Origin of the sequence: Mesoplasma seiffertii ATCC 49495 (genome assembly GCF_000518725.1) — a bacterium.
GTDB lineage: Bacteria > Bacillota_I > Bacilli_A > Mycoplasmatales > Mycoplasmataceae > Tullyiplasma > Tullyiplasma seiffertii.
On the sequence record NZ_JAED01000009.1, the window covers coordinates 34,667 to 47,795 of the forward strand.

Annotated in this window: 13 protein-coding genes and 1 tRNA gene; 13 read left to right on the forward strand and 1 reads right to left on the reverse strand. The window is 30.4% G+C overall.

What is annotated here, in order from left to right:
- Positions 1 to 9 precede the first annotated feature (9 nt).
- Entirely contained in the window at positions 10 to 678 is a 669-nt protein-coding gene (locus L872_RS0100845; protein WP_027063011.1) for a type III pantothenate kinase, read from the reverse strand.
- Between the two features lie 53 nt (positions 679 to 731).
- Between L872_RS0100845 and coaD the strand changes: the two genes are divergently transcribed.
- From coaD to L872_RS05235, 13 genes are all read left to right on the forward strand, one after another.
- The gene (gene coaD, locus L872_RS0100850; RefSeq protein WP_036268799.1) at positions 732 to 1,154 is read left to right on the forward strand and encodes a pantetheine-phosphate adenylyltransferase; all 423 of its coding nucleotides are present in this window, start codon (positions 732 to 734) and stop codon (positions 1,152 to 1,154) included.
- Between the two features lie 142 nt (positions 1,155 to 1,296).
- Complete coding sequence (locus L872_RS0100855; RefSeq protein WP_027063013.1) at positions 1,297 to 2,238, forward strand: DHH family phosphoesterase; 942 nt, start codon at positions 1,297 to 1,299, stop codon at positions 2,236 to 2,238.
- Positions 2,239 to 2,246: 8 nt separating this feature from the next.
- Positions 2,247 to 4,739 carry a hypothetical protein gene (locus L872_RS0100860; RefSeq protein ID WP_027063014.1) on the forward strand — a complete coding sequence of 831 codons (2,493 nt, stop codon included), beginning with the start codon at positions 2,247 to 2,249 and terminating at the stop codon, positions 4,737 to 4,739.
- On the forward strand, positions 4,739 to 6,643 hold the full coding sequence (locus tag L872_RS05215) for an ATP-binding cassette domain-containing protein (RefSeq protein ID WP_027063015.1): 1,905 nt from the start codon (positions 4,739 to 4,741) through the stop codon (positions 6,641 to 6,643). Before L872_RS0100860 ends, L872_RS05215 begins: the two co-directional genes overlap by 1 nt.
- On the forward strand, positions 6,643 to 7,662 hold the full coding sequence (locus L872_RS04455) for a carbohydrate ABC transporter permease (RefSeq protein ID WP_051418405.1): 1,020 nt from the start codon (positions 6,643 to 6,645) through the stop codon (positions 7,660 to 7,662). Before L872_RS05215 ends, L872_RS04455 begins: the two co-directional genes overlap by 1 nt.
- Before the next feature lie 10 nt (positions 7,663 to 7,672).
- Positions 7,673 to 9,133: a carbohydrate ABC transporter permease gene (locus L872_RS0100875; RefSeq protein ID WP_027063016.1), complete on the forward strand. Its 1,461-nt coding sequence runs from the start codon at positions 7,673 to 7,675 to the stop codon at positions 9,131 to 9,133.
- 82 nt (positions 9,134 to 9,215) lie between these two features.
- Positions 9,216 to 9,291, forward strand: a tRNA-His gene (locus tag L872_RS0100880).
- A gap of 73 nt (positions 9,292 to 9,364) precedes the next feature.
- A complete protein-coding gene (locus L872_RS0100885) occupies positions 9,365 to 10,474 on the forward strand; it encodes a hypothetical protein (RefSeq protein WP_027063017.1) in 1,110 nt (369 codons plus the stop codon).
- Positions 10,461 to 10,796: a hypothetical protein gene (locus L872_RS0100890; protein WP_027063018.1), complete on the forward strand. Its 336-nt coding sequence runs from the start codon at positions 10,461 to 10,463 to the stop codon at positions 10,794 to 10,796. The genes L872_RS0100885 and L872_RS0100890 overlap by 14 nt, the downstream gene beginning before the upstream one ends.
- Before the next feature lie 31 nt (positions 10,797 to 10,827).
- On the forward strand, positions 10,828 to 11,052 hold the full coding sequence (locus L872_RS0100895) for an acyl carrier protein (RefSeq protein WP_027063019.1): 225 nt from the start codon (positions 10,828 to 10,830) through the stop codon (positions 11,050 to 11,052).
- Position 11,053: 1 nt separating this feature from the next.
- Positions 11,054 to 11,509 (forward strand): Fur family transcriptional regulator, encoded by a 456-nt coding sequence (locus L872_RS0100900; protein WP_027063020.1) that lies wholly within the window; start codon positions 11,054 to 11,056, stop codon positions 11,507 to 11,509.
- An 18-nt stretch (positions 11,510 to 11,527) separates the two neighbouring features.
- A complete protein-coding gene (locus L872_RS0100905; RefSeq protein WP_027063021.1) occupies positions 11,528 to 12,913 on the forward strand; it encodes a phosphatase PAP2 family protein in 1,386 nt (461 codons plus the stop codon).
- 130 nt (positions 12,914 to 13,043) lie between these two features.
- Positions 13,044 to 13,129: lipoprotein (locus L872_RS05235; RefSeq protein WP_169729886.1), on the forward strand; the 86-nt coding region annotated here is incomplete at its 3' end.

The window sequence follows — 13,129 nt, forward strand, 5'->3', positions numbered from 1 at the left end:
TTTTGTTTTTTATAGAGATAATAAGTACTTAAATCCTAAAACAATTTCGTCACTAATATTTAAACAAGTTTTGATTTGATATTTTTGTTGATAAGTTTTAATGTCATTGTTTAGACTATTCCAATACATTTTATATACCCCATTGTATAAAGCAGAATTAGTGTCAATTCCAATATCTTCAGTAGTAGGAGTAATTTCAGCAGTCGATATTTGGGTATCTTGCTGTAAGTGATTTCTCAAATTATCTCAACCAGGATAAATATTAACTCCAATAAAAGTTAAATTTTTTACAACACTCAAAGTACAAGCAGTCCCGTTATCAACAATAATAAAATCTTCGTAGCCTTTACTAATGGCCCCAACAATTCCTAAAGCAATATCAGTTCCTAATTCATTAAGATCAATATTAGCAAAGACAGGAAGTTTATTTTTTTGAGTCAAAATAATTTCGCGAATATCATAGCTTGGTGTCGTAAAGTTGCTAATTATTTTTGCACAAGCAGGATTCAATACTTTCGAATAAACCACTACATCAAAATCTAAAGCCGCTAGCTTAGTAGCGATCATCGCAATATTTTGGGTAGGTTCTCTAAATACTAAGTCAGTGTCCTTATTGTAAACTTTAGTATAAGTATTACCAATATCAATTAATATATAATTTTGTTGCATTATTTTCATAGGAACCTCTTTATAATATATTATATATAAATGCCAGAAGAGGACTATCTATTATGAAAAAAATTATGTTTCCTGCCAGTTTTGACCCAATTCACCAAGGACATATTAAATTAATTTCTCGAGCACTAAAAGTATTTGATGAAGTCATAGTTGTGGTTACTAATAATTATAATAAACAACATGATCAACCAATTGAACAACGTTATCAAGAAGTTTGTAATCAATTAGCTAACTTTGATAATGTTAAGGTAATAACAAATGTTGACCAGTTAACTGCTAAATTAGCTGAAGATTTGAATATCACTTTTTTACTAAGAGGAATTCGTAACACAACTGACTTAAATTATGAGTATGAATTAGCAAATGCTAACCAAATTTTAAATCCCGAACTACAAACAATTTACTTTTTTGCTGAAGAAAATGATAAAGAAATCTCTTCAACATTGCTAAAAGAAATTAAATCTTATCAGAAATAGAGTTTTTTCCGCCATTTTAAACCTAAAATCTATATTTTTCCACTTTTCCACATTGGTTGAAAAAAATATAAATTTTAGGTTCATTTTTATATTTTTTTAAAATAATGTATATATAATTTATTTTAAGAAAGTCGGAGGTTATATGAATTTACCAACTCTAATTGAAGAAAAGATTAAAGAGTTTGACACTATTATAATTCATAGACATGTTTTGCCTGATGGTGATGCATACGGATCACAGTTAGGATTAAAATACTTAATTGAAAAAAATTATCCCAATAAGAAAGTTTATGCTCAAGGAAATAATATTGGGTATCTAGATTTTATTGGTAAAATGGATGAACCAATAGCTGACAATTTATATAATGAAGCATTAGTTATCGTAACTGATTGTGCGAACGTCGAAAGAATTGACGATCAACGTTTTAGCCAAGGAAAATATTTAATTAAAATTGACCATCACCCAGATGCTACTCCTTATGGAGATTTATCATGAGTTGATACTAGTTTTACTAGTGCTAGTGAAATGGTTGGATATTTAGCAATTCAAGCTAACTGAGAAATTACTCAGCAAGCAGCACGAACAATTTATCATGGAATTTGTACTGATTCAGGACGCTTTTATTTTGAAGGAACAAGTTCAAGAACTTTTGAAGTAGCTGCCAAATTATTCGAAACAAAATTTGATTTCAAAGAACTATATAACACCATGTACTTACAAACATTTGAAGACTTAGCAGCAAAATCAGAATTGATTAACCAAGCAGTTGTTACGGAGTATGGGGTTGGATATATTATCATTAAAGATGAATTTATTAAAAAACATAATTTTAAGTATGAAGATAGTGGAAAGTTTTCAAACCTATTAAAAGGAGTTGCGGGAATTGACATCTGAATTGTTTTTTCAATTCGTGAAGATGGCAAGTATCGGGTTGAATTCCGAAGTAAAGACTTACAAATTAATGGTATAGCAGCAAAATGAGGTGGCGGTGGTCATCGCTTAGCCGCAGGTGCTATCATTGACAATTTAGAGCAAGCAATGGAAATCGTTGCGGATGCCAATGAATTAATTAAAGGAAATTAAGGGGTTATATGAAAAAATTATTAGCTGTATTAGGAACTTTATCAATTGGAGCAACTGCGACAATTAGCGTTGTTGCTTGTGCACCAATTGAGCCAAAAAACGTTATTGTTGAAATTGAAAATAACGTTGCCAAACCAACATCAGACATTTTTAAAGCTTGAGTAGCCGCAGCAGCATCTTTCAATGAAATTTTAGCACTTGGTGGAAAAACTAATGTTAAAGTGGAAGTTGTGGAAGCACCTCAAGGAGATATTAAGAAAAAAATGTATTCAAATGAAGCATTACCAAATATCTTTGTATCTTATGCCGATGATGTAACTTTCTATGAAACACAATTAGGAAGCGAACGTGTAGTTGATATGCGTAAAATTCTTAATTGAGATAGCAAGTGAATTGATGAACTGCAACAAAAAGCAGGGTTAAATTCAAATACACCTAATAATAAAGAAGCAGTTAACGATAGTTCATCGTTAGCGATTAAACAATATGAACAATTAAAAGACTATCGTGATAATGCAACTCAAGGAAATTCAGCAACTTATGGTAAAGGAATTAATGAGGTTTATGCCAACTTAGGAATTACTGCTGAAACTCAGGGGGCACAAACTTTGTTTAGTGAACAATATCGCCCATTAACTTATTCATTCATTTCTGAAGGAATGGGTCGTGATGGAAAAATGTATGTTGCTCCAACAGGGAAATCATTGAACTATGGAATGGCTAATAAACGATTAATTGCTGAAATTGTTTATAAAGCAACTGATGGAGAACTTAATTTAACAGATCCTCAACAATATGAATCATTAAATAACACTGAAAGTCCTGATGGATTATGAGTTACTAACGATTTAGTAACAGGGGAAGCGTTAATTCCTAAACTAGGTGTAGTATTTGGGGATAACTCTAAACAAAATTTAGCAGAAACATCACTTAAAGATGCAGTAGTTCCAGATATCAAAGATCAGTCAACAGGTCAAAGCATTAATATCTATAGTGGGAAAAAAATTAAAGACTTATTTATGGAATGATTTGCTCCAGCAACAAGCACTAAAGCAGCTGATGGACGAGTTCAAGGAATTACTAGTGGTCAAAGTATTCAAAATATTATGGCTGATGCTGATAAAACTTTAGTAATCTTGACAGCATATCAAATGTTTGGAGCTAATTTAGGATGAAACTTCTTTAATAATGAAAAGAATCCCGGTTCAAATAGCTCATTAGCAAATCCTCATGGGCAAATGTTTAGTTACTCAATCGATGACGCAACTGGATATTTCTATGGTAGTGACCGAAACGCTAATGGAAGTATTTTAGAACTTCAAAGTAAAGAACCTGATGATAAAAAAACATTGACATCATGATCAGCGGAAAACCCTGACGAATCATTAGATTTATATATTAATGACGTAACGGGAAAAGATTCAGTTTCAAATGGATTAATGTTTTTTGAATATATGAATGCTGTTGCTAAATACAATGGTAAAGATGAACATTATGGTGGTTTAAAAAATAAAGGTTATGGTTCAGATTACTTACAAAAAGGAACAATGTTAGCATACTCAGGATCAAGTGCTGGAGCTAAGTATGCAGTTAAGAATCGTGAGTATGACTTAATTGAAAATTATAATGGTGAAAACAAATATAAAATTAGGGACTTAGCTGATAATTATCAAATTGTAGCTGATGATGTTATGCCAATTGCCAGTCCAGCTTTCTATCGTGAAGCTGATGGAACTGAAGTTAAAGATCAAACTCGTCGTCAGTTTGGATTACAACAAGGACCAGGAGTAGCAATGTTTAAATCAGCTAATGAAACTAAACAAGACATTTCAATTGCCTTTTTAAACTACTTTACTAGTTCTCAAAACTTGTCAGAGTTTAGCCGTAAAGCTGGGTATATTTCATCAGCTTACTATTCATACTATGAAAAAGCAATTAATGAAACAGATCAACCGAAATTATTAACTCCGGGAACTGCAACAATTAGTTATGAAAAAGATAAAGTTCAAGGAGATAGTGATGGACAGTACTATCAAAACTTTGAAGTAGCAACTTTATCACAAGGAAAAAATGGAGCTTATGTAGCAAAAACTCCAATTAGTGCTGATAAATATGTTAAACAAATCGTCGATCGAATTATTCAAGCTGAAACCAAAGAACCAGAAGCAAGTGAATCATTGGAAGCTGAAGCAAACTTGACAGCACTTGAAAAAGAAATTCGAGCAGATCAAGGAATCTTATATTCACAAAACCCTTCTCCATATGGGAATGGAGTTAGATTCAATATCGTTCGTGATTTTGTTAATACATGATATAACACACAAGTTTTTGCTGAACAAGAAGAACGAACAAAAACTAATTCATTAACTTGAGATGCATTTATGGTTTGAGGAACTTCACCAAAATACAACAAGTTTAAAACAACAGCTCGTGCTGTTAACCCTAGAACAAAAATTATTTATGAGTCAGAGGTCAAAAAAAATAAAGGAGTGCAAAAATAATGAGTATTAAATTACGCAACATATTGATTGATTATGGAAATTCAATCGCTGTAGAAGATTTGAGTTTGTCGGTTAAAGAAGGAGAATTAGTATCACTTCTAGGACCTTCAGGATGTGGGAAATCAACTACTTTAAATGCAGTAGCAGGGCTTTTACAAATTAGTAAAGGACAAATTTTATTTGATGGAGTTGACGTTACTAAACGTTCTCCTCAAAAACGAAACATTGGTTTAGTTTTCCAAAACTATGCTCTGTATCCGCATTTATCAGTTTTTCAAAATATTGCATTCCCTTTATATCAAAATGGAAACTTTAAACGAGAAATTGCTAAAAACAATGCGTTAAGAAATATTGAAATTAGAAGCATTAAAAATAATGGTAAGTCAGTTGCAAAAATTCAAGCAAGTGAAGAAATTAAAGCAACTTTAAAGACGTTAGTTAAAACATATGAGGCTAAGTTTGACACTATTGTTGAAGAATTTTTATTAAAGTCAAAAGCTTTAAACGATAAATATGCTTTAGCAATTTATGGAAATAAAGAATTAAATGCATTCCGATCACGTATTTTTATTAGTTGATACGATGCTTCAAGAGCCTTTATTGAAAAAGCTAGAATTCAAATGCTAAATGATATTGCGGGAATTTTAGATACATCAGTAAGCATCTTTGAAGAAGTTCAAGCAGTTAAAAATAAGATTGCCAAAGTCTTTAAGTTTACAGTAATGCAATTTAAAGAAGTCTTACAAATTAGAAACATCACTTCAGCTGAACGTCGTTACAAAGGAATTAGTGAAGCAGTCAAAACTCACCGTAAAACTTTTGTTCAAGAAATTAAAGTTTCTGAACGTTTAGCAAAACTTGAGGGTCGTCAAATGGTTTGAAACGTTTCTCTAGATGAACGTGAACAATTAATTAATGAACGTGAACAACAAAATCAACTTTGAGAAGCAGAGTTTTTAAAAGAAGTAGAAAAACTAGGTGATGAAAAGCCGACAATTATTGCTAACCTTGAGCAAGAAGTAATTGCAATTTTAGAGCGAGCAATTAATTCTCATGGTGATGAAGCAATTTCAAAAGAAGAGTACAATCAATTAATTGCTGTTCAAACTAAAAATATTAAATCATTCAGAAGAGAAGTTCGTATGGCAGTTAACGAAGTTGCTGAAAAAGTTGAAATTACTAGTCAACTTAAAAAGAAACCTTCAGAGTTATCAGGAGGTCAGCAACAACGTGTGGCAATTGCCCGAGCAATTGTTAAAAAACCGAAAGTTTTATTACTAGATGAACCTTTATCAAACTTGGATGCAAAATTGAGAGTTTCAACTCGTGAGTGAATTAAGAAGTTCCAAAAAGATACTAAAATTACTACAATTTTTGTTACCCACGATCAAGAAGAAGCAATGAGTATTTCTGATAAGATCTTTATTATGAATAAAGGAGTTCTTCAACAAGGGGCTGCTCCAATGGAAGTTTATGAACGTCCAGCAAACCGTTTTGTCGCTAACTTTATTGGAACACCATCAATGAATATTTTTGAAGATGTTGAAATTAATAATCAAGGAAACATTATCTTTAATGGTCAGATTATTGGACAAGCCGATCAATTTAGAGGTCAAACTGTAACAATTGGAGTTCGTCCTGAACATATCGAATTAGTAGGTACTAAGTCAACACTTGAGTATGCTAATCAAGAACCAATTATGGCGCAAATTGATGTTGTAGAACGTCTAGGAAGATCTGATTATTTAAAAGTTTTAGTTCAAGACCGTGAAGTTAGAGTTATTTATGATGCAAAAAATGTTGATAACAATAATACTAGCCAAGCAGTAGGATTAAATATTCTTAAAGGAAAAATTTACATCTTTAACAATGAAGCCGAACAAGAATTATTGGGGATTGTGTAATGAATTCAACAGTACAAGGAAATCAAAATAGTTCTCAGACACCTGAAAAAAACGGCTTTAAATTAAAGTACTGAGATAATCGAACTAAAACAGTTAAAACTGTCAAAAATAAAAAAACAGTTAAAAAAGATGATAGCTTTTTCTTACAACTAATTTGAATTGCTCCAGCATTCTTTTTCCTAATTATTTTTACATTTTATGCTGCATTCATTGTTTTTAAAAATGGATTCAATGGATCAGGAAGATTTTTAATTGAATGAGTCTTTTCTACTTTAAACTTTAGAGACTTATTTGAAGATCCAACTTTCATAGTGGCAATGCGAAACTCATTGGTCTATGTGGTGGTGGTTGTTCCAATTGGATTAATTATTTCAATTGGAGTTGCAAAAGCACTATCTTCAGTTTTAAATAAACGTATCTTTTCATTTTTACAAGGGGTATTTTTCTTACCATATGTTACTAGTGCAATGGCAATTGCGATGGCATTTGCATTCATGTTCAGTCCTTCAGAATATGGACTATTCAATAGAATGTTGTCAGCATTTGGAATCAATGCCATTCACTGAACTCAAGATCCACGAGCAGGAATTTGGATGTTACTAATTTTTGGAATCTGACGTTCATTACCATTTAGTATTGTTATGCTAACGGCTGCATTTATGAGAGTTAATCCTCAATATTATTCAGCTGCATCAATCGATGGAATGAAAAAATGAAAACAATTTTGAAGAATTAGCATGCCCGGAATTATGCCCACAATAATTTATCTTTCAACAATTGGAATTATTGGGGCCTTTAAAGCAATGCCATTAGGATTGTTCTCAAGTGAATCAGGAGCTGAACTTGTAAAAGCACAAACAGTTGTTTTATGAATTTATGAAAAAACAACTGGAGCTAGTCAAGGAACAGTTTCTCACCAACAAGCAGGAGCTGCTTCGATTGTCTTAATGGGAATTATTTTAGTCATTACAATAGTTTCTCGTCAGACAACTAAAGTCTTATCAAAACGATACAAATAGGAGGAAAATAATGAAAACAAAAAAATCACTTATCAAAGTCCTTCTAGGAGTTTTAGTAGGCTTTGTACCAATTATTTTATTGGTTATTAGCATTCCCGCTTATATTAGCAATCGATCACTGTTAGCATTAATCGTAATGGTTATTGCAGCAGTGTGATTAGTAGTATTTTTTACAACTAAATCAATTGGTTTTAAAAATGCTAAAAACTTTAGCATTCATAATCATGATGAACTAAGTGATGAATATACATTAAGCGAAGTTCATGCTAAATATTCATTTTTAAAAACTAACATTATTAATTTGTGAAATGAAAAAATGCATAATGCTAACACTAAAGCTGAAAAACGTTTGTTCCGCCATGAAAAGTTTTTGGCATTAAACAATAACGATCATGAATGACAAGCAGGAATTAGTGATGTTACAAATAACAAATTAATTCACATGCGTTATGGAATTAGATTTGCCTTGTTAGCAAAAATTCGTCGAACTAATGATTTTGTAAGAAACTTTGGTTTTAACCGTTATGTTAATAATAAACGAGTATTTACAGCATCAATGGCTGGAGAAATCTGATGACAAAAATTGGGAATCAATACTGTTAGAGGAATCTTTTTAGCCTTTATGGGAATTATTGTAATTTTCCCATTTTACTGAATGTTATCAATTTCATTTAGAACTTCAACAGAAATTCAAGAGGGAGTTACAGGAATGCTACCAATTTGACCAAAAGAATGGTCAATTCAAGCCTATAGCTTCTTGTTTAATAACCCTAGTTCAAAAGTGGCTGTTGGACAATATATTCGAAATTCATTCTTAATTGCTGGAATTTCGACTGTAACACAAATTACTGTTTCGTTATTTGCAGGATATGGATTATCACAATATAATACTCGTGGTAAAGAATGACTAATCATCATTATGCTATCAACAATGATGTTGCCAGGAGAAGCCCTATTAATTGGACAATATATCTTTGCAACAAAAATTAATATGCAAAATACGATTTTTGCTCTATTTGTTCCTTTCATTGGAAATGCCTTTACAATTTTCTTATTTAAAAATGCTTTTGATACTTTAAATGATTCAATTAAAAAAGCTGCCAAAATTGATGGTCTATCACGCTTTAAGTTTTTCTGAAAAGTAGCGATTCCGCTAGTTAGATCAACAATTTTTACAGCGACATTAATGTCATTTATTGGTTCATGAAACTCAGTTTTATGACCAACAATGGTTTTAAAATCTAATTCAGAATGAGTTACATTACCAATGCTATTGTGACAAATAATGAATTCAACTGGAGATGTTAATGGAATTTGAAATACATTCCCAGATGGAACAAAACTACAAGATCCGCAAAACTTAAAAATGGCGGGAGCAGTAGTGGCGATTTTACCAATGTTCATTATTTTCTTGTTTACTAAAAAATACCTTGTTAGAGGAATTACAAGAAACTCAGGTTCTAAAGAATAATCGCGAAAACATTATAATGTTGTCTTGACTTTAAAGTAATTATTTAAGATAATTACATTGTTGTTAATTCAACATTTATATGGCGCCGGTGGTGAAGTGGTTAACACACTAGGTTGTGGCTCTAGCATTCGCGGGTTCAATTCCCGTTCGGCGCCCCATTAAGAAAAACAATAATAGTCCATTTTGGGCTATTTTTTTTATTTTTTTCTAATCCTTTATGGAGGGGTAATAATGAGTAGCTACTTTCAAAATTTAGCAGTTGAAGAATATTCAATTTCTAATCAATCTCCTTATGGAGTTGATGTAATTTTCAGTAATTATTTATTCAGAGCAAATAAACAAAATTATTTTAAAATTTTTTTGCAAATTACTCCGACAATCAGACATCCACAAATATTAAATGCCCTGCATCAGCATTCAATTAAAAACTTAGTTTTAAAATTATATTCCAAAACTCGAACGGAAATAATTGAATTGAAACTTCAAAATTCTTTATTAACAAACTTTGAATTTCAAACAGCGTTTTCTTGACCGCTATTGGAGTTTCATTGAATTCCAAAGGATTTTGACTTAACAGACCAACAATTCATTTATACTTTTAGTCACTTACATAATTTGCAAAACTATCAAAATCAAGGGGCAATTCACATAAAGCTTAGTCCAATTACAAGTGACTCAGTAGTTAACCAAGTTTTACTGATGAGATATCAACAATATAGTTTAGAAGCAAAACAATACTTTTACTGTTCAAACTTAGTAACAATGACTAGTAAGATTGAATTATTCAATTTTATTCCTGAACGACGTTATTATGAAATAGGAATTATTAAAACTCATTATCAGGTTGAACAAAAATTGTGACTGTTTAATTATCCTTTGATACAAAATTTGGTCAATATTATTATTAAAGATTTGTACGGAACGCAAGTTCAAATTAAAAAAGTTAGTCTCGTAGGAGTTAATGATTTACAAAGTTCGATTAAAAAATGATTTTTTGAAGTTTATCAGAAATCGCGCATATTTCTGATAACAAACCATAATCGAATTGCATTACAAGGCCATAAACTTGTTGATGATGATCAAAAACCTAAAGGGCTGCTTTTTTTAAATACTGGTAGTCTTCAATATTTAATTTTAACTTTAGTGATTAATAATCAGGAAGTTATCGTTTCCCAAACAATTTTTCCAAAAAAAGAACAAGTTGTAGATTATCAAGAGTTCAACTTTAAAAATCTTCCAAAATTTAAGTATCATTTTAATGATCAATTTTGAAAAACTTTCCTAATAACTAAAACTGAAATGGAGTTGGAAAAACTTTTTAAAAAATATGAAGTTATCTAAAAAAACTTTGAAACTGTTGCTAGTTGGTGTTATTGGATTATCGTCAGTTACTTTAACACTTTTTAGTATTAAGTATGCTGAACTTTTTAATTCCAAGTCAACTAGTAGTTCTAAAAAGCTTGAACAACCTTATTTCAGTAAAAATGAATTAGCAATGGTTCTTGATAAAAATCAAGAATTCAATAAGACCTTGTTTAAAACATGATTTTTGAAGAAACTAAATTTAAAAATTTATGAAATTGAAATTTATTTTAGTAAAAAACAAATTGTAGTTTCTTTCAAATTTCAAAAAAACAAGTATAATTGATACTATAAATTATAAAAATTATAAAATATAGTAAGGTGATTAAAATATGAATATTTACGAAGAAATTGTTAAAGAATTAAAAGCTAAAGGTGCTAAAGGATCGTTAGGAAAAGAAGTCAAAATATCATCAATTGGAATTGATTCGTTAGATTTAATGGATATGATAATTACTTTAGAAGATCGTTTAGAAATTAGAGTTCCAGATGATAAATTAATGGGTCTTGAAACTATCAATGATTTAGTAAAACTTGTTGAAGAATTAAAAAAATAGTATGAAGTTTTCTAAACAAGAAGAAAAAAAGTATCAGCAAATCATTGAAAAGTTAAAAAATAAAAATATTCGAATGACAGACATTCGCTTAGCCATTATTGCAATGTTGATTCGTGCTGAACATTTAACGACCCAAGAAATTATTAAAAACTTAGAATTGGATTTTGCTAATGTAAATGTCACTAGTGTTTATAATACTTTGGATCTATTACTATCTCAGCACATTCTTTTTGCAAACACATTTAACGGTAAAAGCATTTGATATGAAATTGCTTCAGAAAAATCAATTCACTTAAAATGTGATGAATGTGGAGATGTAATTCATATTAATCCAATCACTTCGGATAAATTTGATTTTGAAGAAGTCGTTCAGTTAGCTGAAAGCAAAGGAATCAAATTAGATCATTTCAAAATTGAAGCTCATGGAATTTGTCAGAGTTGTAGAAAAACTAAATAAATTAGAAAGCTTAAAAGGATGTTAACTCTTAAAACTTATAAATGAATTTTAGTTCCAGCAATTTTATTGCTGGTTTTTGCTTCGATTGGGTTTGTTATTTCAACTTTCTACGACCTGGAAGCTGCTGAATGATTAGGAAAGGGAATGAAGTATCAAACAGTTAAATTTATTGTAGTTTTTTATAGTTACATTGGAATGACAATTTGATTAGTTCCAATATGCATTGGTCTATTTATTTGGTTGGAAACTTTTTATTCTTATAAAAAGACTAAAAAACATTCATGATTTAAAGTTAATAGTAAAACAATTTGAGTAGGTTACGGATCGTGATTTATTGTTTGAGTATTTGCTAATATACAATTATTGTGTAAAGCACGATTTATTGATCAAGGATGAGGAATAGGAATTAACGTTGACTATGTAACTACTTGAGTTTATGGTTTTATCTCTAGAATGATTTCATTTATTTCTGAAACAGCACTTTATATGCTAGTAATATACTACTTTAGATTTAGACTGGCAAAGACGAATTATTTATATAATCGGGGATATTGAATTGATGGAGTTAAGGCCGTAGCGTTTATTGTAATTTCTTATACAGCGTTACTTTTTATAAAACATAGCTTTGGAAGACCATATTATATGAATTTGAAATCAGTTTATGAAACAACCATCTGACAAGAAGCAATTAAGGAGGGTGTTATTAATATAAATGACCCAGATTCGATTGCTAAATTTTATGAAGCACAAGCAAAAAATTTATGAGGTAATGCAGAATCATATTTACCTTGATATCAAATTAATGGTAATTGATTTTACAATTTAAGATTTTGAATTCCCGGACTTGCTGATATTTCTGAAGCTCCCGGTGGATGAAGAGATGTTGATTTTCCATCAGGACATACGTTAGCAATGTTTTGTTTACTGTCAAATATTTTTTACTTTGTAGGAAAAAATAAACCTACGGTTTCTAAAAAAACAATATTTGTTACTTATCTTTGAATTCCAAATTTGTTAATTATGATGACCACCTTATGTGTCGCTAGAAGTCATTGATTAAGTGATGTATTCTTTAGCTGTATGGCTGCGATTCCTGGAATGTATTTTATTGCATTAAAAACAGAAAAGATCTGTTTGAAAATGAGTTTTCGTCATACAAAAAAACATAATGATGTTAATGATAATGTGGAAGCCAATTTAATTTTTAGTAGCAGTCGAGCATTATTAGCTATTGAAAAATATGGAGCAGTATGAAACTTAAAAACATTTAGATATAATAATAGTTTTGAACATAAAATTGATAAACACATTAAAAAAATTAAGGTTTCTAGACCAGAGTTAAATATATTATTAAATACAAACAAAGAAGCCGTCAAAAGACAAGTCTGTCGAATAAAACAATAGAAAATGGGAACCCAAAATTTGGGTTCCCATTTTTTTTTTTTTTTTTTGAAAAAAAATTTTTTGTTGCCTTGTATTATTTAACCTGTACACAGAAATACATAAACAAAATGTTTTAGAAGGAGGAAGTTAAATGAAGAAACTATTAGCAATTTTAGGGGCAATGACATTGACGGCATCAGCTAGTGTCAGTGCTATCAGTTGTACTACAGGTAAAGA